18 protein-coding genes and 1 tRNA gene are annotated in these 18840 nt (G+C 66.3%); 14 read left to right on the forward strand and 5 right to left on the reverse strand.

Features of this window, described 5'->3' with window-relative positions; all coding sequences use genetic code 11:
* Positions 1-37 precede the first annotated feature (37 nt).
* The 14 genes from murB (at position 38) to EO245_RS05945 (ending at position 14833) form a co-directional block, all read left to right on the forward strand.
* Entirely contained in the window at positions 38-928 is an 891-nt protein-coding gene (murB, locus tag EO245_RS05880; protein ID WP_234026998.1) for a UDP-N-acetylmuramate dehydrogenase, read from the forward strand.
* Positions 898-1905 (forward strand): D-alanine--D-alanine ligase, encoded by a 1008-nt coding sequence (locus EO245_RS05885; RefSeq protein ID WP_128892053.1) that lies wholly within the window; start codon positions 898-900, stop codon positions 1903-1905. The genes murB and EO245_RS05885 overlap by 31 nt, the downstream gene beginning before the upstream one ends.
* A complete protein-coding gene (locus EO245_RS05890) occupies positions 1886-2791 on the forward strand; it encodes a cell division protein FtsQ/DivIB (RefSeq protein WP_128892054.1) in 906 nt (301 codons plus the stop codon). Before EO245_RS05885 ends, EO245_RS05890 begins: the two co-directional genes overlap by 20 nt.
* Positions 2791-4074, forward strand: coding sequence for a cell division protein FtsA (ftsA, locus tag EO245_RS05895; RefSeq protein ID WP_128892055.1), 1284 nt, complete (start codon positions 2791-2793; stop codon positions 4072-4074). Before EO245_RS05890 ends, ftsA begins: the two co-directional genes overlap by 1 nt.
* Positions 4075-4198: 124 nt before the next feature.
* The gene (ftsZ, locus tag EO245_RS05900; protein WP_128892056.1) at positions 4199-5905 is read left to right on the forward strand and encodes a cell division protein FtsZ; all 1707 of its coding nucleotides are present in this window, start codon (positions 4199-4201) and stop codon (positions 5903-5905) included.
* Between the two features lie 91 nt (positions 5906-5996).
* Complete coding sequence (locus EO245_RS05905; protein ID WP_128892057.1) at positions 5997-7841, forward strand: SPOR domain-containing protein; 1845 nt, start codon at positions 5997-5999, stop codon at positions 7839-7841.
* Positions 7842-7968: 127 nt separating this feature from the next.
* Positions 7969-8475 carry a YbjN domain-containing protein gene (locus EO245_RS05910; protein ID WP_128892058.1) on the forward strand — a complete coding sequence of 169 codons (507 nt, stop codon included), beginning with the start codon at positions 7969-7971 and terminating at the stop codon, positions 8473-8475.
* Between the two features lie 40 nt (positions 8476-8515).
* On the forward strand, positions 8516-9322 hold the full coding sequence (locus EO245_RS05915) for a pyrroline-5-carboxylate reductase (RefSeq protein WP_128892059.1): 807 nt from the start codon (positions 8516-8518) through the stop codon (positions 9320-9322).
* A 114-nt stretch (positions 9323-9436) separates the two neighbouring features.
* Positions 9437-10216 carry a Bax inhibitor-1/YccA family protein gene (locus EO245_RS05920; protein WP_128892060.1) on the forward strand — a complete coding sequence of 260 codons (780 nt, stop codon included), beginning with the start codon at positions 9437-9439 and terminating at the stop codon, positions 10214-10216.
* A 148-nt stretch (positions 10217-10364) separates the two neighbouring features.
* Complete coding sequence (locus tag EO245_RS05925) at positions 10365-11324, forward strand: hypothetical protein (protein WP_128892061.1); 960 nt, start codon at positions 10365-10367, stop codon at positions 11322-11324.
* A 58-nt stretch (positions 11325-11382) separates the two neighbouring features.
* Positions 11383-11458, forward strand: a tRNA-Ala gene (locus tag EO245_RS05930).
* Between the two features lie 252 nt (positions 11459-11710).
* Complete coding sequence (gene obgE / locus EO245_RS05935; RefSeq protein ID WP_128892062.1) at positions 11711-12769, forward strand: GTPase ObgE; 1059 nt, start codon at positions 11711-11713, stop codon at positions 12767-12769.
* Between the two features lie 10 nt (positions 12770-12779).
* On the forward strand, positions 12780-13913 hold the full coding sequence (gene proB, locus EO245_RS05940; protein WP_128892063.1) for a glutamate 5-kinase: 1134 nt from the start codon (positions 12780-12782) through the stop codon (positions 13911-13913).
* A complete protein-coding gene (locus tag EO245_RS05945; RefSeq protein WP_255416956.1) occupies positions 13910-14833 on the forward strand; it encodes an NAD(P)-dependent oxidoreductase in 924 nt (307 codons plus the stop codon). The genes proB and EO245_RS05945 overlap by 4 nt, the downstream gene beginning before the upstream one ends.
* Position 14834: 1 nt before the next feature.
* Here EO245_RS05945 and EO245_RS05950 read toward each other — a convergent pair whose 3' ends face one another.
* From EO245_RS05950 to cobA, 5 genes are read right to left on the reverse strand one after another with little or no spacing between them, the layout of a single operon-like run.
* A complete protein-coding gene (locus tag EO245_RS05950; protein WP_128892065.1) occupies positions 14835-15614 on the reverse strand; it encodes a phosphoadenylyl-sulfate reductase in 780 nt (259 codons plus the stop codon).
* Positions 15607-16074 (reverse strand): DUF934 domain-containing protein, encoded by a 468-nt coding sequence (locus EO245_RS05955; RefSeq protein ID WP_128892066.1) that lies wholly within the window; start codon positions 16072-16074, stop codon positions 15607-15609. Before EO245_RS05955 ends, EO245_RS05950 begins: the two co-directional genes overlap by 8 nt.
* Positions 16067-17698 (reverse strand): nitrite/sulfite reductase, encoded by a 1632-nt coding sequence (locus tag EO245_RS05960; protein WP_128892067.1) that lies wholly within the window; start codon positions 17696-17698, stop codon positions 16067-16069. Before EO245_RS05960 ends, EO245_RS05955 begins: the two co-directional genes overlap by 8 nt.
* Positions 17698-17994 carry a DUF2849 domain-containing protein gene (locus tag EO245_RS05965; protein ID WP_128892068.1) on the reverse strand — a complete coding sequence of 99 codons (297 nt, stop codon included), beginning with the start codon at positions 17992-17994 and terminating at the stop codon, positions 17698-17700. The genes EO245_RS05960 and EO245_RS05965 overlap by 1 nt, the downstream gene beginning before the upstream one ends.
* A complete protein-coding gene (cobA, locus tag EO245_RS05970; protein ID WP_128892069.1) occupies positions 17991-18749 on the reverse strand; it encodes a uroporphyrinogen-III C-methyltransferase in 759 nt (252 codons plus the stop codon). Before cobA ends, EO245_RS05965 begins: the two co-directional genes overlap by 4 nt.
* Positions 18750-18840: the final 91 nt, after the last annotated feature.

The raw sequence follows: 18840 nt of genomic DNA on the forward strand, positions 1-18840 counted from the left end.
GCCCGACGCGGAAGTCGAAGTGGAAGGCGCGGTCAACATGCCCGTGCCGACCGGCGGCATTCGCGGCAAGCTGACGGCCAATGCCCCGCTCGCCAAGCTCGTCTGGTTCAAGACCGGCGGCAATGCCGACTGGCTGTTCGAGCCTGCGGATCTCGACGACCTGCGCGAATTTCTCGAGCGGCTCGACGGGCAGACCCCGGTCATGGCGCTCGGCCTCGGCTCCAACATGATCATTCGCGATGGTGGCATCCCCGGCGTCGTGCTGCGTCTCGGCAAGCCGTTCGCACAGGTCGAGGTCGAGGACGGCCACGTACTGAAATGCGGAGGCGGGGCGAGCGGTATCCTCGTCTCCTCCACCGCACGCGATGCGGGGATCGCAGGGCTCGAATTCCTGCGCGGCATCCCCGGCACGGTCGGCGGCTTCGTGCGCATGAACGGCGGCGCCTATGGCCGCGAGGTGTCCGACATCCTGATCGAGTGCGACGTGGTGATGCCCAACGGCGAATACCTGACGCTTCCGGCAGCCGACCTGCAATACAGCTATCGCCACTCGGCGCTGCCGGAAGGTGCGACCGTGGTGTCCGCGCGCTTCCAGGGCACGCCGGGCGATCCGGAGGAAATCGGCGCGGAAATGGACCGTATTGCGCAGGCTCGCGAGGAATCGCAGCCGCTGCGGACCAAGACAGGCGGTTCGACTTTCAAGAACCCCGACGGGCAAAAGGCTTGGCAGCTGGTCGATGCAGCCGGATGCCGCGGCCTCAAGCTAGGCGGTGCGCAGGTGAGCGAGAAGCACACCAATTTCCTCATCAACACCGGCGATGCGACCAGCGCCGATATCGAAGCGCTGGGCGAAGAAGTCCGCCGCCGCGTCTATGAAAACTCGGGCGTGACGCTCGAATGGGAAATCCAGAGGGTTGGCAGGCCGTGACGCTCGACACAAAATACCACGTTGCGGTCCTGATGGGCGGCTGGGCGAACGAACGGCCGGTCAGCCTGATGTCGGGCGAAGGCGTCGCCAAGGCGCTCGAGGCGCGCGGCCACACGGTTACGCGGATCGACATGGACCGCACCGTCGCTGCGAAGATCGCAGAGGCTGCACCCGATGTCGTGTTCAACGCGCTCCACGGCGTTCCGGGCGAGGACGGGACGGTGCAGGGCATGCTCGACCTGATGGGCGTGCCCTATACCCATTCCGGCCTCGCGACCTCGGTCATCGCGATCGACAAGGAACTGACCAAGCAGCAGCTCGTCCCGCGCGGTATTCCGATGCCGGGTGGCCGTATCGTGAAGAGCGAGGAGCTTTACGAGAAGGACCCGCTGCCGCGTCCCTACGTGCTCAAGCCGGTCAACGAGGGGTCCTCGGTCGGCGTGGCGATCGTCACCGACGAGAGCAATTACGGCAATCCGATCCGGCCCGATGCGAAGGGCCCGTGGCAGGAGTTCAGGCAACTGCTCGCCGAACCCTTCATTCGCGGGCGCGAGTTGACGACGGCGGTGATCGACGGACCGGACGGCCCGCGCGCGCTGACGGTGACCGAACTGGTGCCCAAGTCCGGCTTCTACGATTTCGACGCGAAATATACCGACGGGATGACCGAGCATGTCTGCCCCGCCGATCTGCCGGAAGAGATTACTGCGCTGTGCCTCGATCTGGCGGTGCGCGCGCACAAGGCGCTCGGCTGCAAGGGCACGAGCCGGACCGATTTCCGCTGGGACGACGAGAACGGGGTCGACGGGCTGTTCGTCCTCGAAACCAACACGCAGCCGGGCATGACGCCGCTCAGCCTCGTGCCCGAACAGGCGCGGCACTGCGGCATGAGCTACGAAGACCTGGTCGAGGCGATCGTCGCGGAGGCGCTTCGCACGCACGCAAACGGAGGGGGCAATGGCACGGATCAAGCGTAAGGCACAGGGCGTCCGCCGCTCCGCCGCAGCGCGTAGCCGGGCGAACACCGCGCGCAAGGCCAAGGCGCGCACCGGCTCGATGCTCGACAGCGCGATGGCCGTGCTGCCGTTCACCGAAGAGCAGCTCCAGCGCATCTTCCTCGCCGTCATTCTCGGCGCCGCCGCAGCGCTGGCCTGGTTCGTGGCGAGCCTCGCGGGCGTTCCGGCCATGGCGCAGCACCAGATTGCCGGGCTCGCTTCCGATGCAGGCTTCGAGGTCCAGCGGGTGCAGGTGACCGGCGTCGACCGGATGAACGAGCTCAAGGTCTACGAGCGGGTCCTCGGAGAGCGTGACACGCCGATGCCCAATGTCGACCTCGATCTGCTGCGCAACCGCCTGCTCGAACTGAGCTGGGTCAAGGATGCGCGCGTTTCGCGCCAGCTGCCCGATACGCTGGTGATCGATATCGTCGAGCGCACCCCGCATGCTGCGCTGCGCAAGGCCGACCGGCTGGTGCTGATCGACCCGACGGGCGCCGAGCTGGAGCCGATTACCGAGGGCAATGCCAAGGGCATGCTGGTGATTTCCGGCCCCGGCTCGAACAAGCAGGTCGCCTCGCTGACCGAACTGCTCGATGCCGCGCCTGCGCTGAAGCCGCAGGTGATCGAGGCGGAGTGGATCGGCAATCGCCGCTGGAACCTGACCTTCGGCACCGACCAGGTGCTCGCCCTGCCGCAGGGGGACGAGGAATCGGCAAAGGCGCTGGTCGCCTTCGCGACGCTCGACGGACGCAACCGCCTGCTCGGCGGCAAGGTGGCGCATTTCGACATGCGCGTACCGGGCCGCGTCCACATGCGCATTCCGGGCCTCTCGCAGCAGACGCTCGAGACGGGGAGCGGCGAATAATGGCGCTGCCCCGCATCAGCCGCGTCTACGGCGCCGTCAACATCGGCAGCTTCCGCATTTCTGCGATGATCATGGGCGTGTCCGAAACCGGCGAGATGGTCGTCCTCGGTTCCGGCCACCGCCAGAGCCAGGGGATTAAGCGCGGCTATGTGACCGACATGGCCGCCGCGACTTACGCTATCCGCGATGCCGTCGAACGCGCCGAGAAGAACGCGGGCACCAGCGTATCGAGCGTATGGATCGGTTGCGCCGGTGCGGGCCTCGCGAGCCGGGTCGCCAAGGTCGAGATCGACATCGGCGGGCGCCGGATCGAGGAAGAGGATATCGAGCTGCTGCTCGTAACCGCGCGCGACAATATCCAGCCCGACGGGCGCATGGTGCTCCATGCCCTGCCGGCGCATTACACGCTCGACGGGGCGCATGGCGTCGCCAATCCGAAGGGCCTGCACGCCGAACAGCTCGGCGTCGATATCCACGTGATGCTCGCCGACGGTGCGCCGGTGCGCAACCTCACCGAAGCGGTGCAGAACGCACATCTCGAAGTCGAAGCGGTCGTCGCCGCTCCGATCGCGGCGGGCCATGCCTGCCTTACTCCCGAAGAGCGCGAGCTCGGTACGGCGCTGGTCGAGATCGGCGGCGATGTGACCAATGTCTCGGTCTATGCCGCCGGAATGCTGCTCGGCCTCAAGTCGATCCCTCTGGGATCGGGCGACATCACCGACGCCATTGCGAGCGCTTTTGGGATCCGCCGCTTCCAGGCGGAGCGCCTCAAATGCGTTGCAGGCTCGGCCATCGCCAGCCCGACCGACCACCGCGAGCTGATCCCGATCAATGGTCCGGGCAGCGAGGATACCGCCGGGCCGACCGCGCGCGGGGCGGACGACAAGAACCGTATCCCGCGTGCCGAGCTCGTCTCGGTCGTTACCGAGCATCTGGCGCGGCTGACCGACCAGATCGGCAAGGCGCTGAAGGAACTGGGCTTTTCAGGAGCGCAGGGCGGGCAGGTGGTCCTGACCGGCGGCGGCGCGGAACTCGCCGGCCTCGCCGAATTCGCCCAGAGCGCGCTCGGCCGCCCGGTCCGCATCGGCAAGCCGCCGGAGCTTCGCGGTCTTCCCGAAGCGCATGCGACGCCGGGCTTCACCACGCTTGCCGGGCTATGCCTCTATGCCTCGGACGACCCTGTGGATATCCGCACCATCGATCCGGCTTTTACCCAGCATGTCCGGCTCGACGGAAAGGCGCTGGCGTCGAGGCTCCTGCGCGCCGTGAAGGAATACTTTTAAGCTGTGCAAAAAGCGTCTTAACCACTGTGGATAAGCGGTTATCCCCTATGCCCGCAGATTCGCAATTGTGTCAGACTGACACGCAGTATTTCAAATCCAGTTTTTTCCCGTGGAGGGACACACCATGAGCATCAATATCGGACCGCCGGCATCTGACGAGCTGCGCCCCAGGATCACCGTGATCGGTGTCGGGGGTGCCGGTGGCAACGCCATCGCCAACATGATGGCGGCCGAGATCGAGGGTGTGGAGTTCGTCGTCGCGAATACCGACGCGCAGGCTCTCAACAACTCCGCTGCAGAAACCCGCATCCAGCTCGGTCCGGACATCACCGGCGGCCTCGGCGCAGGCGCCCGCCCCGAAGTGGGCAAGGCCGCTGCCGAAGAAACCGTGCAGGAACTTGAAGACCTGCTTGACGGCGTGAACATGGTCTTCATCGCGGCCGGCATGGGCGGCGGCACCGGCACCGGTGCAGCGCCCGTCATCGCGGAAGCCGCCCGCCGCAAGGGCGTGCTGACCGTCGGCGTAGTGACCAAGCCGTTCCTGTTCGAAGGCACGCGCCGCATGCGCGCTGCTGAATCGGGCATCGAGGAACTCCAGCGCCACGTCGATACGCTGATCGTCATCCCGAACCAGAACCTGTTCCTCGTCGCCAAGGCGGAAACGACTTTCAAGGAAGCGTTCCAGCTGGCCGACGAAGTGCTCCAGCAGGGCGTGCGCTCGATCACCGACCTCATGGTCATGCCGGGCCTCATCAACCTCGACTTCGCCGATGTGAAATCGGTGATGGAGGAAATGGGCAAGGCAATGATGGGTACCGGCGAAGGCGAGGGCGAGAACCGCGCTCTCGAGGCCGCCGAACGCGCCATCGCGAACCCGCTGCTCGACGGCGTGTCGATGCAGGGCGCGAAGGGCGTCATCATCTCGATCATCGGCGGCGAAGACATGAAGCTGCTCGAGGTCGACGAAGCCGCGAACCACATCCGCGAGCTGGTTGACGAAGATGCGAACATCATCTGGGGCTCGGCCTTCAATCCCGACCTCGACGGCAAGATCCGCGTGTCGGTCGTCGCGACCGGCATCGAAGGGTCTGCTGCAACCGGCGATGCAGGCGGCCACTCGCGCGGTCTCTCGCTGTCGGAAAACCGCGCGCCCAAGCGCCCGGTGCTCGAACTCCCGGGCGAGGACGCGGAAGAGGACACCTTCGCCGCTCCCGAACCCGAGGCTGAACAGCCGGAAGAAGAGCCGATGTCGCTCGGCGGCTTCGCAGTCGACGATGAAGACGAAGACGGCTTCGAGGACGACGTGGACGAGATCGTCGATCCGCTCGCCGGCATGCGCAACGACATCCCGGAAGCCTATGAAGGCGAGGATGCCGACGACGGCCAGATGCCGCCTCCTGCCGAGGATGCCGGGCAGGCTGCTGTCTCCGAAGGTTTCGGCGACGACGGCGACGATGGTTGGGGCGACATTCCCGATGCGCCGACCGGTGAAGACGAAGCGCAGGGCGAACCGCTCGACCTCGGCCTCGAAGGCGAGGAAGTCGGCGGTGCGGGCCAGGCCGGCGTCGGGCAGGACGACCTGCTCGCCGATGCGGACCGACTTGCCGAAGACGACCAGCCGCTCGAAGTGAAGACCGGTGGCGGTCGCCGTCGCGGGCTCGTTTCCGGAGGTGGCGAGTCCTCCGCCGGAAGCACGCTTTTCGAACGCATGGCCAATCTCTCGCGCGGATCGTCGAGCGACGAAAGCGAAGACGACGACGAGGATGGCGACGACAAGGACGGCGGTTCGCTCAACATTCCGCGTTTCCTCGGGCGCCAGAACAACCAGTAAGGGCCGCCGCCACGGTTCCGCTCGCATTAAGGACATTTGGTCGATTGTGCCGTGCCTGAGCCCCGCATAGGGGCAATAGGCTGCACTACGCATGACGGATCGAATGCAGGACTGGATGACTTCTAAAGCCGTATGGCCCGCAGCCCTCGTGGCGGCGCTGGGCCTGCCCGCGGGCGCTGCTCAGGCGCAAGGCGCGGTAACCCCCATTTCGCAGGCCATGGTGCAGGCAGTCCCGCCGGCCGATGCCGCTGCGCTCAACGCCGCACTTCGTCGACTGGCGCGCAATGCGGGCGATATCGATGCGCTGATCGATGCCGGAAACGCGTCGCTGGCGCTCGACGATATCGATGCGGCGCTCGGTTTCTTTAGCCGGGCGGAAGAGCTTTCGCCGCAGAATTCGCGGGTGTTGCTCGGCCTGGCCCGCGCAACAGTGCGTTCGGGAGAGCCGCTTCGTGCGCTCGGCCTGTTCGATGCGGCGCAGGCAGCCGGTGTCGAGCGGCGGACGATGGCCGCAGACAAGGGTCTTGCCTACGACCTGCTCGGCGATGCGATTTCCGCGCAGCAGGAATATCGCTTCGCGCTTGCTTCGGGCGAGCAGGACGATCTGCGCCTCCGGCTGGCGATCAGCCAGGCCATTTCGGGCGACCGCGAAGGGTTCGAGACGACCATCTACCCGCTCGTTGCGCGCAGCGATCCGGCGGCCTTCCGCACCCGTGCCTTCGCCATGGCGATCCTCGGCGAGGACGACGAGGCGGTGGCGATCGCCGATGCGGTCATGCCCAAGCTCATGTCGACCCGCATCGAGCCGTACCTGCGCTACATGAAGCGCCTCACCCCGTCGCAGCAGGCGGCTGCGGCCAACCTCGGTATCTTCCCGCGCGCTGCGCAGATCGGGCGGGACAGTCCGCAAGTCGCGCAGTATCGCCAGAGGGGCGGGCGGCCCGGGGCGGATACGCGCCTTGCGCCGCAGGGCGAGCCGCTCGGCCGCCGTGCCGACCGCTCGAGCCAGCGCCGCCGCCCCGATCGTGCGCGCAGCACGGCGACGACGACGAGCGAGCCGCCCGCAGATATCCAGCGCGAAGTCGCCCGGGTTGAACGCCAGCGCGCGTCCGATCCGATGCAGCGCGCCAGTGCGCGCCCGGTGATCGTTCGCCGCGTCGAAGCTGAGCCCGCACCAGCGCCTGCTCCGGCCCCAACTCCGGCTCCGACCCGCGCCGCCGTAGAAACCCAGCCTGCACCGCAGCCGGTCGAACAACCTGCCGCCCGGATCGCAGCTCCCGAGCCGCAAGCCGCTTCCGAGCCGGTTCGCTTCGCAAGTACGGGCGAGCTGGAACCGGTCTCGCAGCCCGAGACGCAGGCGAACACCGGCGTCGCCTTCCGCCAAGTGGTGGAGCGCCAGTCCTCGCCGCCCGAACAGCTCGCACGGGCCGACGTATCTCCGTCGCCCGGCTTCGACCTGGCGGACCTTCCCGGTTCGACGCAGCAAGCACCTGCCCCGCTGCCGGAGCCCGAACCCGAACCCGAACCCGCCCCGAGCGTCGCCGATGCCTTCGCCGCATTCGCCGATGCCAACACGCAGGTCTCGCCTGCAGGCAGCGGGGCGGTCGACATCACCGCGATCAAACCGCCGCGCGAGGTGGAGCGGGCAGAGCCTGCACCGCCGGCGCATCCGCGGCGCTACTGGGTCCAGGTCGCAACAGGCCGTGATCGCGGCGCCCTGCGCTTCGACTGGCGGCGTATCGCGCGCGAGGCCGACGGGCTGCTTTCCGACTTGCAGCCTCATGTGACGCCATGGGGGCAGGCCAATCGCCTGCTCGCCGGTCCCTACGGCAGCGCCCAGGAAGCGCGTAATGCCATGAATGAATTGAAGAAAAACGGCATAGACAGCTTCACCTACACGAGCCCCGAAGGCGAAGAGATCGAGCCACTCGGCTGACGCCGCGTGTGTTTTTGCACAAGCTGTAAACAGCCAAATTCAGTTCTCCCCAGCGCCAAGCGACTGCGGCATTGCGTAGTTACGCCTTCGTCAAGCATTCACCCTGACATGCTCGAAGGCCTCCCCCATGTCGCTCGCTGAAGACAGGTTCGCCCAGGCGGACGACACCGCGCCGGTCGACATGCTGGCAGCCCTGTTCGAGGCGCGCGGTTGGCCGTTCGAAACGCCTTCGCAGGAAGAAATCTCGGGCGAAATCCAGGGCAGCTGGGGCAAGTATCAGGTCCGCGCCGTATGGCGGTCGGAAGACAATGTCCTGCAGATGCTCTGCCTGCCTGACATCCGCGTCCCGAAGGACAAATGCGCGCCCGCTTACGAGTTGCTCGCGCTGGTCAACGAGCAGATGTGGCTCGGCCATTTCGACATTTGGTCCGCCGGCCGCGTGCTCGTCTATCGCCACGGCGCGCTGCTGGGCGACGATGGTTTGCTGAGCCTCGACCAGGCTCAGGCGCTGGTGGAAACCGCGATCGAGGATTGCGACCGGTTCTACCCGGCATTCCAGTTCGTGCTGTGGAGCGACCGCACCCCGCGCGAGGCGCTCGACAATGCGCTCGTCGACGCGATGGGAGAGGCCTGACGCCTAGCGGCAGGTCGCTCGGCCCGCTAGGGCTGCTCGCATGACATTCTCGAAGATGCTTATCGTCGGTTACGGCACCATGACCGGTGCGATGGTCGAAGGCTGGCTGCGTGCCGGGCACTCGCGCGATTCCTTCGAGGTGTATCACCCGACGAAGACCGAGGTCGAGCGCGGCCTCGCGGTCCACAACACATGGCCCGAGGCCCAATACGACTTCGTCCTGCTGGGCGTGAAGCCGCATATGATCGACGATGTCGCCGGAGGTATCGCGGGCGTTTGCGGAGCCAATACCGCCATCCTCTCGGTCCTCGCAGGCGTCGAGCTGGACAGTCTCGCCAGCCGCTTTCCGTCGGCCGGCGGGGTGGTGCGCTTCATGCCCAATCTCGCGGTAGCGATCGGCAAGTCGCCCAATGCGCTGATGGCGAAGGGAATAGGCGAGGAGACCAGGGCCGAAGTCACCAAGCTGGCATCGGACCTCGGAACGGCGGAATGGATCGAGGACGAGGCGCTGTTCGACCTCGTTACCGCGCTCGCCGGATCGGGGCCGGGCTTCGTCTACCGCTTCATCGACGCGCTTGCTGCCGGTGCGACCAGGCTGGGCCTGCCAGCTGAACAGGCCGAGCGGCTGGCGGTCGCGATGGTCGACGGGGCGGGCTCGCTTGCAGCCGGATCGGAGCATTCTCCGCGCGAACTGGCGCGCCGCGTGGCGAGCCCCGGGGGCATGACGCAGAAGGGCCTCGACGTACTCGACGAAGGGTCGGCGCTGCAGGAACTGGTTACCGAATGCCTGCGCGCAGCACGCGATCGCGGCCGCGAAATGGCTGATTCTGCACGGAAAAATGGTTAACTTGCATTCCCCGCAATTTGTCCGGTTTTCCTTGAAAATCGGGTAGTTTCACCCGATATTACCTCCAGAGCCGGGGCCTATCGGGGCGCCGGAAAAACGGAGTTAGGATCGCAAATGGCTGATTGGAACGACCCCCGCCGGACGGGCTCGGGCGTTGGCACGACCCCCGGCATCGACGGCCGCGTAGAAGAACGCGTCGTCTTCGACGAGGGCCTGCGCAAGCACATGCTCTCGATCTACAACTACATGTCATCGGGCGTGCTGCTTTCGGGCATCATCGCTATGCTGTTCGCCAACTCGGGCATGGCCGCGACGCTGTTCGCCGGCGGTCCGCTGATGTGGCTCGTCATCCTGTCGCCGCTGGCCATCGTCTTCGCGATGAGCTTCGGCCGCAACAAGTTCAGCACCTTCACGCTGCAGGCGATGTTCTGGGCCTTCGCCGCCCTCATGGGCCTGTCGCTTTCGCGCATCTTCCTGCTGTTCAGCCTGGAATCGATCGGCGTGACCTTCTTCGCCACCTCGGCAGCCTTCGCGGGCCTCAGCCTGTGGGGCTACACCACGAAGAAGGACATCTCGGGTTGGGGCGCGTTCCTGATCATGGGCGTCGTCGGCCTGATCGTCGCTTCGCTGCTCAACATGTTCTTCTTCCAGTCGCCGGGCTTCCACCTCGCGGTGGCCGGTATCGGCGTGCTGATCTTCGCAGGCCTTACCGCCTACGACACGCAGGCGCTCAAGCGTGAGTACCTCGCCGTGCAGCATGCCAAGATGACCAACCCGGCCGTCGCGGCGCAATTCCCGATGGGCAAGCTGGTGATCCTGGGCGCGCTGACGCTGTATCTGGACTTCATCAACATGTTCCAGTTCCTGCTGAGCTTCCTCGGCAGCCAGGAATAGTCGCAAAAAAGACTCGTCTCATCGTGCCCGGGGCGTTTCCCACGCCCCGGGCATTTTCTTTGGTGGAAAGCCTAGGTATCGTTGCCCTTCACGCCAGCGCAATGTCGCAGGTGATACAAGACTGCCGCGCTTGAGGAGGGCCGCACCCATGTTCCGCAAGGACGCCACCAAGATTCGACTGCTCGCCGTACTCGGCGGGCTTGCCGCGCTCGCGGCCTGTGCCACGCCGCCACCGCCGCCGCCGCCACCCCCACCGCCGCCCCCCCCGCCGCCGGTGAAGATCATCCCGCCGCGCCCGACGCCGCCGGGTAATGCGGTTCTCGGCATGTACATCCCGCCCAAGGACGAGTTCGGCGTGCGCCGCACGGTCAATTACGGGCTGTCGACCGCGCAGACGGTGTGGAACTTCCGCTCGGCGCTGAATGTCGCCGCACTCAACTGCCTCAACCCGCAATATTCGTCGATCCTGCCGGCCTACAGCGAGATGCTGACCAAGCACGATCGCACGCTGCGCCAGGTCAACCGCACGCTCGATTCCGAGTATCGCCAGCTGCACGGGCGTAACTTCCGCCCGGCGTTCGATGGCTACATGACGCAGGTCTACAACTACTACGCCCTGCCGCCTGCCCAGACCGCGTTCTGCCGCACGGCGACGCAGGTCGCGACCGAGCTGACGATGGTGGAGTCGGGCGCGCTCGAATCCTTCGCGGTGCTCAACCTGCCGCGGATCGAGAAGGTGTTCCACGACTTCTACTCCGACTACGAGCAGTACCTCGTCGACGTTCAGGCGTGGGATGCGCAATACGGGCCCAACCGCAATGTCGTAGGCGGACCGATCTTCACGAACGGAACCTATTCCGACACCCAGCAGGCGCAGCTCCAGCAACAGACGGGCAATGCGATCTACTCGGTCGATGTCGCACCGTCCGATGCGAGCGAACCGGTCCTCGTCGAGCAGCTTCCGAGCGATAGAACTGTCACTACCGATGGCGCCAACCCGGGCTTTTCGCTCGGCGCGGATGCACAGGTTAGGACCGATGCCGATCCGGTATTTGTCAGCGAACCGGTGGTCGAACCGATTCCGAGCGGCGGAGACGGACCGGGCTGATCCGGCTCGCATTTCCGCTTCCCCAAGGCGCGCGGTGGAGCTAACGCTTCGCCGCACCGGGGCCGTAGCTCAGTTGGGAGAGCGCGTCGTTCGCAATGACGAGGTCAGGGGTTCGATTCCCCTCGGCTCCACCATTTTTTCTCCTTCCGCACGCCATCCGGCGCGCGAAATCCTCGCTCATGCGCCCGATGGGCGCGTCGCTGCGGGCGGCGCGTGAGATAGTTGGCGCCCTTGCGGCCCCTTGCAGGACCGGACTGGCGAGAAAACCAACTGATCTTCAATGACGCCTGGTCGCGGCAGTAAAAGGCCGACTGGCCGTCACGACCAAGCGGCCCATGTGTCACATATGCTGGCACTTTGGCCGCCAACACCCTACTTGGGCGCCCATGCACTTTTTGGATCAAGCTAAGATATTCCTGAAGTCGGGTGCCGGCGGGCCGGGTGCGGTCAGTTTCCGGCGCGAGGCTTATGTCGAGTACGGCGGGCCGGACGGCGGCAATGGCGGCGACGGCGGCGATGTCGTGTTCGAGGCCGTTGCCGGTCTCAACACGCTGATCGACTTCCGCTACGCGCAGCACTTCAAGGCGCCGCGCGGCGACCATGGCATGGGCAAGAACCGCACCGGTGCGAGCGCCAAGCCGCTCGTCATCAAGGTGCCGGTCGGCACGCAGGTCCTGTCCGAAGACAAGGAAGAGGTACTCGCCGACTTTACCGAGGTCGGCCAGCGTATCACCTTCCTCGAAGGCGGCATGGGTGGCCGCGGCAATGCGAGTTACAAGAGCTCGACGAACCGCGCGCCGCGCCAGCACCAGCCGGGCGAGCCGGGCGAGGAAATGTGGGTCTGGCTGCGGCTGAAGCTGCTGGCCGACGTCGGCCTGCTCGGCCTGCCCAATGCGGGCAAGTCGACCTTCATCAACCAGGTCTCGAATGCGAAGGCGAAGGTGGGGCATTATGCCTTCACCACGCTCGTCCCCAAGCTGGGCGTCGTGCGCCACAAGAGCCGCGAGTTCGTGCTTGCCGACATTCCGGGCCTGATCGAGGGCGCGGCGGAAGGCGCGGGCATCGGCGACCGGTTCCTCGGCCATATCGAGCGTTGCCGCGTGCTGATCCACCTCGTCGATATTTCGGGCGAGGATCCGGCAGAAGCGATGAAGACGGTCAATGCCGAACTCGAGGCCTATGGCGCAGGGCTGGCGGACAAGCCGCAGCTCATTGCGCTCAACAAGCTCGACCTTGCCGACGCGGAGCTTGCAGAAGGCTTCGCCGAGGAACTGCGCGCTGCAGGGGCCGACAAGGTGTTCGCGATTTCCGGCGCGACGGGCGAGGGTATCGAGCAACTGCTCGACGCGGTGCTCGCGCATTTGCCCGATCGCACCGCGACCGAGACCAATGCTGCCGAAGTCGAAGCCGAGGACGAAGCGGGCGAGTGGTCCCCGCTCGACTGACGATTTCCCGATGACGATCACCGACCTCACGCATCTGATCGATCCCGGGCATGCGCCGCGCGTCGTGCTCAAGGTCGGTTCGTCGCTGCTGGTCGGGCCGGACGGTCTAGCGCGGCGCGACTGGCTGACTGCCTTCGCCGCCGAGATCGCCGAAATGCGCCAGCGCGGGCAGCAGGTCGTGGTGGTCAGTTCGGGCGCGATTGCCCTCGGCGGGGCCGAGCTGGACCCCTCGCGCGATCCGCGCCGCACGCTTGCGGCCGCGCAGGCTTCCGCCGCGGTTGGCCAGATCGCACTTGCCAGCCTGTGGTCGGACAAGCTCGCCGGACATGGCCTCGCGGCAGGACAGATGCTGGTGACATTGGACGACCTCGAGGACCGCCGCCGCTACCTCAATGCCTCCGCTACGCTCGAACACCTGCTCGAGGCGGGCGTGGTCCCCATCGTCAACGAGAACGACAGTGTCGCGACCGAGGAAATCCGCTTCGGCGACAACGACCGGCTGGCAGCGCGCGTTGCGCAGGCAGCGGGCGCCGATGCGGTGGTCTTGCTGTCCGATGTCGACGGACTGTTCGACCGCGATCCGCACGAGGAGGGCGCGCAGTTGCTGCGCCAAGTGGACGGGATCGACGCCGAAATCCTCGCCATGGCGAAGGCAGGGTCGAGTTCCGGTATGGGCTCGGGCGGCATGGCATCGAAGCTGCAGGCGGCTCAGATCGCCGAGCGCGCAGGGATCGCGCTTGCCATCGTCAACGGGACGCAGGAGCGCCCGATTGCGCGCGCGACCGGGGAGGGCATCGGCACGCTCTTCCTGCCCCAGCGCAAGGACGGCGCACGCAAGGCGTGGCTCGGCGGCAGGCTTGCCCCGTCAGGTACGCTGCGGGTCGATCCGGGCTGCGAGGCGGCACTGCGCGATGGCGCGAGCCTGCTGGCCGCCGGAGTGGTCGGCGTATCGGGCCGGTTCGAGCGCGGCGACCTCGTCCGCATCGACGCGATGAAGGGCGGCACGATCGCGCAGGGCCTCGCCGAATATTCCGCCCATGAATGCCAGGCTATCGCCGGCCTGCGCGAAGAACAGCAGGCCGAGCGGCTCGGCTATGCGCCGCGCTCTGCCGTGGTCCACCGCGACCATCTGGTGATCCTGTGAGCGAGGCGAAACCCATCGCGATTACCGGCGGGACCGGTTTCGTCGGCCAAATGGTGCTCGACGTGGCGCAGCAACGCGGCCTTCCGGTCCGCTCGCTCGCCCGCCGCGTGCCGGGCGACCGCACCGGTGTCGACTGGGTGCAGGGCGACCTTGCCGATGCGGGCGCGATGCAGGCGCTGGCGGAAGGTAGCGAGGCGGTCGTCCACATCGCCGGGCTGACCAACGCGCCGGACCCGGCGCATTTCGAGGCGCCCAATGTCGAGGGCACGGCGCTGATGATCGAGGCGTGCAAGGCGGCGAAGGTGAAGCGCTTCGTTTTCGTATCCTCGCTCTCGGCACGTAAACCGGACCTCTCGGCCTATGGCGCATCCAAGGCAAAGGCCGAGGAGCTGGTGCAGGCGAGCGGCCTCGACTGGACCATCGTGCGTCCGCCGGCCGTCTACGGTCCGCGCGATGTCGACATGTTCGAGCTGTTCCGCAGCGCGCGCATGGGCCTCGTCCCGCTTCCGCCGGGCGGGGCAACATCGATCATCCATGTCGAGGACCTTGCGCGGTTGCTGCTCGACCTGCCCGATGCGCAGCCTGCGCTCTCCCGCAAGAAGGTCTTCGAACCCGACGATGCGCGTGAAGGCGGGTGGAGCCACAAGGAACTCGCTGCCGCGATCGGCGATGCGGTGGGCCGCAAGGTCTTCGCACCGCATCTCCCTGCCGGTGTGCTGACTGCTGCCGCCCGCGTCGATCGCCTGATGCGCGGCGACAAGGCCAAGCTGACGCAGGACCGCGTGGGCTACATGTGCCATCCGAACTGGGTCGCTCGCTCCGACCGCGCAGTGCCGGGCAGCGTCTGGCAACCGCAGATCGGCGGGGCTGAGGGGCTGAAAGCGACCGCGGACTGGTACCGCCGCGAAGGCTGGCTCTAGCCTAGAGGAACGGCTCGTAGCCCGGGGGCAGGTCGTCCTCGCCCGGCTGGTGGATGCCGCATTCGGTCTTGTCCCAACCCTTCCAGCGCCCCGAACGCGGGTCTTCGCCCGGCGCGACCTTGCTGGTGCAGGGCGAGCAGCCGATGGAGGGATAGCCGCGCTCGACCAGCGGATGTGCGGGAAGCTCATGCTCGGCGAAATAGGCGGCGATCCGCTCGGCATCCCAGTCGATCAACGGGTTGATCTTGAGGCGGCCCTGCGCATCCGACGTGTCGATTTCGAAGCGCGGCAGGTTGGCGCGCGTCGCGCTCTGGAACGCCTTGCGGCCGGTGAAGCTTGCATCATACTGCGAAAGCGCCTTGGCGAGCGGCTGGACCTTGCGGATTTCGCAGCAGCCGTCAGGATCGTAGGACCAGCGAAGTCCCGTCTCGTCCTTCGCCTGCAGCGCCTCGAGGTCGGGGTGGAGGATGATCAAATTGGTCAGCCCGAGCCGGTCGATCACGAGGTCGCGATAGGCCAGCGTCTCGGGAAAATGCTTGCCCGTGTCGAGGAACATGACCGGCGTTGCAGGATCGACCTGCGCAAGAAGGTGAAGCAGCACAGCGCTTTCCGCGCCGAAGCTAGAAACCGTGGCAACATCGCCGGCAAGATTGTCGCGGATCACCGCCTCGAGCATTTCCTCGGTCGAGGACCCGCGGAACATGCGGTTGAGGCGCACCGCGTCGTGCTCGGTAAAGCGCGGCCCGGTGTCGAGGCGGTCGATCGCGCGAAGCTCATTCATGGCGCTTGCTCCAGATTGGCTGGCGCGCATCGGCGGCCGACTGGTAGACATGCGGCCAGCGTTCGAGCGCGGCCTGGGCGTCGTCCTTGTCGAGCGGCGAGTCCGGCGCGAAGGCGTCGAAACCGCAGCGGCGCATATAGGCGATCTGGTCGACGAGCACGTCACCCACGGCGCGAAGCTCGCCCTCGTATCCTGCCTCGCGCAGCACGCGGGCCGAGGAATAGCCGCGCCCGTCGCCGAACGCTGGGAAGTTCACTTCGACCAGCGCCAGCCGTTCGAGATGCGGGAGCAGCTCGCGCGCATCGTCGCCCGGCTCGATCCGCACGGCAGTCGCATTGGACTGGTCTACGAAGGAATCGACCGTAACGGCCGCGTGATCGACCGGCTCGTCGTCGCGGAAACGGAGTTGCACGTCGTCGGGGCTGGTGCCGCCAACGCTGTCCTGAACGCGGTCAGCCATAAAGCGCCTCCTTGAACGGGGTCATGCCGATACGGCGATAGGTGTCGAGGAACCGCTCGCCATCCTCGCGCTGGGCGAGATAGACGTCGGTCGCCTTCTCGACGGCGTCGATAATGCCGTCCTCGTCGAAACCGGGGCCGGTGATCTTGGCGAGCGAAGTATCCTCCGCCTCGCTGCCACCGAGCAGCAGCTGGTAGTTCTCGACGCCTTTCTTATCGACGCCGAGAATGCCGATATGGCCCGCGTGGTGATGCCCGCAGGCATTGATGCAGCCCGAGATCTTCAGCTTCAGCTGGCCGAGCTCGCCCGTGCGGCCCTTCTCGGCGAAACGGTGCGAGATGCGCTGCGCGATGGGGATCGAGCGGGCATTGGCGAGGCTGCAATAGTCGAGGCCGGGGCAGGCGATGATATCCTCGATTGTGTCGAGGTTGGGCGCGCCGAGACCGGCAGCCTCCAGCTTAGTCCAGAGCGCATGGAGGTCGGCGATGCGGACATGCGGCAGGACGATGTTCTGCGTGTGCATGACGCGCAGTTCGTCGAAGCTGTATTCCTTCGCGAGGTCGGCCATCAGGCGCATCTGGTCGGACGTCGCATCGCCCGGGATACCGCCGACCGGCTTCAGGCTGACGACCGCGCTGACATAGGCATCGTGCTTGTGGCGATGCGTATTGCGATCGACCCACAGCGAGAAATCGGGGTCGGAGCGGTCGACGGTCTTGGGGCCGTCCACGAAGGCCGGGTCCTCGAAGAAGGTTCGAATGCGCTCCAGCTCGGCGAACGGCGGTTCGATGCCGAGGTCGAGCATGTGGGCGAATTCTTCCTCGACCTGGCGCGCGTATTCCTCAGCGCCGAGTTCGTGGACGAGAATCTTGATGCGCGCCTTGTACTTGTTGTCGCGCCGTCCGTAGCGGTTGTAGACCCTGAGGCAGGCCTCGGCATAGGTCACCAGCCGGTCGAGCGGCACGAATTCGCGAATGCAGGGCGCGATCATCGGGGTGCGGCCCATGCCGCCGCCGACGTAGAACGCCGCGCCCAGTTCGCCTGCATCGTTCCTGACGATCTGGATGCCGATATCGTGCAGCTTCATCGCCGCGCGGTCGGTATCCGAGGCGATCACCGCGATCTTGAACTTGCGCGGCAGGTAGCTGAATTCGGGGTGGAAGCTCGACCACTGGCGCAGCAGTTCGGCATAGGGGCGCGGGTCGACCAGCTCGTCCGCCGCAGCGCCCGCGAAGTGGTCGGAGCTGATGTTGCGGATGCAGTTCCCGCTCGTCTGGATGGCATGCATCTCCACCGCAGCGAGGTCGGCGAGGATGTCGCCTGCGTCTTCCAGCTTGATCCAGTTGTACTGGATGTTCTGGCGCGTGGTGAAATGGCCGTAGCCGCGGTCGTACTTGTCCGCGATATCGGCCAGCGCATGCATCTGGCGCGAATTGAGCGTGCCATAGGGGATGGCGACGCGCAGCATGTAGGCGTGGAGCTGGAGATAGAGACCATTCATCAGCCTGAGCGGCTTGAACTGGTCCTCGGTCAGCTTGCCTTCGAGACGGCGGCGGGCCTGGTCGCGGAATTCCGCTACGCGCGCATCCACCATCTCCTGGTCGTATTGGTCGTAGAGATACATCAGATCACCCAGTCTCGGTGGTCGGGATCGGCAGGCTTGAGCGTGAGGTCGGGGCGCACGGTCGGGCCAAGGGCACGCACGCGGTCCTTGATGTGCGCGGGGCGCGGGCCGTCTTCAGTGCGCTCTGCATCGATCGCGTAGGAGGCATTCACCCGGCGGGCGGATTCCTCGCTCGCCATTATTTCATCCGCGCTGTCGCCCACGTCGACTGCGTGTTCGACATGGAGCGACCAGCCGGTGCCGTCCCACCAGACGACTGCGCCGGTCTTGAGGTCGTTGCCGGTAAGGATCTTCATCGGGCAGCCTCCAGCGCGACATTCGCAAGCGCGGTATCGGTGCGTGCGGTTACTTCGCCGATGACAATGAGTGCCGGGCTCTTGACCCGCTGCTCGACGACGAGGTCGGGGAGACCGGCAAGCAGCCCGCGCAGCACGCGCATCTGCGGGCGCGCGGCGTTCTCGATAACGGCGACGGGCATGTCGGGGGCCAGCCCGTCTTCCATCAGCTTTTCGGCGATCTGCGGCGCGGTTTTCACGCCCATGTAGATCACCAGCGTGCGGCCCTTGCCGGCGAGGCCCGACCAGTCCTGATCCTTGAGGCCCTTGCACTGGCCCGCGACGAAGCTGACGATGCTCGAGGCTTCGCGGTGGGTGAGGGCGATCTGGGCTGCGGCGGCGGCGCCGTTGGCGGCGGAAATGCCGGGCACGATCTCGACCGGGACGCCGGCTGCATGTGCAGCTTCGGCTTCCTCGCCGCCGCGTCCGAAGACGAGCGGATCGCCGCCCTTGAGACGCACGACATCGCGGCCCGACAGCGCTTCGCGCACCAGCAGGGCGTTGATGTCCTCCTGCGGCAGAGTGTGTTTCGAGCGCTGCTTGGCGACCGAGACGAGCCTCGCGTCATCGCGTGCCAGTGCCAGGATTGCGGGATCGACCAGACCGTCGTGGACGATCAGCTCGGCGCGCTCGATCAGCCGCGCGGCGCGCAGCGTCAGCAAGTCCGGGTCGCCCGGACCCGCGCCGACGAGGTAGATGGTGCCTGTTTGTGCCATGCAGCGCGAAATGCGCCGCAGCCCCGTTCATCGCCAGCGAGAATGGATGTCAGCAAAGACAGGAAAGTTTTTGAAAGCGGATGTAACCTGC

This window comes from Erythrobacter sp. HKB08, from assembly GCF_004114695.1.
GTDB lineage: Bacteria > Pseudomonadota > Alphaproteobacteria > Sphingomonadales > Sphingomonadaceae > Parerythrobacter_A.

Excerpts from the sequence above, each read along its gene's own strand:
- murB (WP_234026998.1), top strand. The coding sequence starts at position 38 with ATGCCCGTGCCGACCGGCGGCATTCGCGGCAAGCTGACGGCCAATGCC.
- EO245_RS05885 (WP_128892053.1), top strand. The coding sequence starts at position 898 with ATGGGAAATCCAGAGGGTTGGCAGGCCGTGACGCTCGACACAAAATAC.
- EO245_RS05890 (WP_128892054.1), top strand. The coding sequence starts at position 1,886 with ATGGCACGGATCAAGCGTAAGGCACAGGGCGTCCGCCGCTCCGCCGCA.
- ftsA (WP_128892055.1), top strand. The coding sequence starts at position 2,791 with ATGGCGCTGCCCCGCATCAGCCGCGTCTACGGCGCCGTCAACATCGGC.
- ftsZ (WP_128892056.1), top strand. The coding sequence starts at position 4,199 with ATGAGCATCAATATCGGACCGCCGGCATCTGACGAGCTGCGCCCCAGG.
- EO245_RS05905 (WP_128892057.1), top strand. The coding sequence starts at position 5,997 with ATGACGGATCGAATGCAGGACTGGATGACTTCTAAAGCCGTATGGCCC.
- EO245_RS05910 (WP_128892058.1), top strand. The coding sequence starts at position 7,969 with ATGTCGCTCGCTGAAGACAGGTTCGCCCAGGCGGACGACACCGCGCCG.
- EO245_RS05915 (WP_128892059.1), top strand. The coding sequence starts at position 8,516 with ATGACATTCTCGAAGATGCTTATCGTCGGTTACGGCACCATGACCGGT.
- EO245_RS05920 (WP_128892060.1), top strand. The coding sequence starts at position 9,437 with ATGGCTGATTGGAACGACCCCCGCCGGACGGGCTCGGGCGTTGGCACG.
- EO245_RS05925 (WP_128892061.1), top strand. The coding sequence starts at position 10,365 with ATGTTCCGCAAGGACGCCACCAAGATTCGACTGCTCGCCGTACTCGGC.
- obgE (WP_128892062.1), top strand. The coding sequence starts at position 11,711 with ATGCACTTTTTGGATCAAGCTAAGATATTCCTGAAGTCGGGTGCCGGC.
- proB (WP_128892063.1), top strand. The coding sequence starts at position 12,780 with ATGACGATCACCGACCTCACGCATCTGATCGATCCCGGGCATGCGCCG.
- EO245_RS05950 (WP_128892065.1), bottom strand. The coding sequence starts at position 15,614 with ATGAATGAGCTTCGCGCGATCGACCGCCTCGACACCGGGCCGCGCTTT.
- EO245_RS05955 (WP_128892066.1), bottom strand. The coding sequence starts at position 16,074 with ATGGCTGACCGCGTTCAGGACAGCGTTGGCGGCACCAGCCCCGACGAC.
- EO245_RS05960 (WP_128892067.1), bottom strand. The coding sequence starts at position 17,698 with ATGTATCTCTACGACCAATACGACCAGGAGATGGTGGATGCGCGCGTA.
- EO245_RS05965 (WP_128892068.1), bottom strand. The coding sequence starts at position 17,994 with ATGAAGATCCTTACCGGCAACGACCTCAAGACCGGCGCAGTCGTCTGG.
- cobA (WP_128892069.1), bottom strand. The coding sequence starts at position 18,749 with ATGGCACAAACAGGCACCATCTACCTCGTCGGCGCGGGTCCGGGCGAC.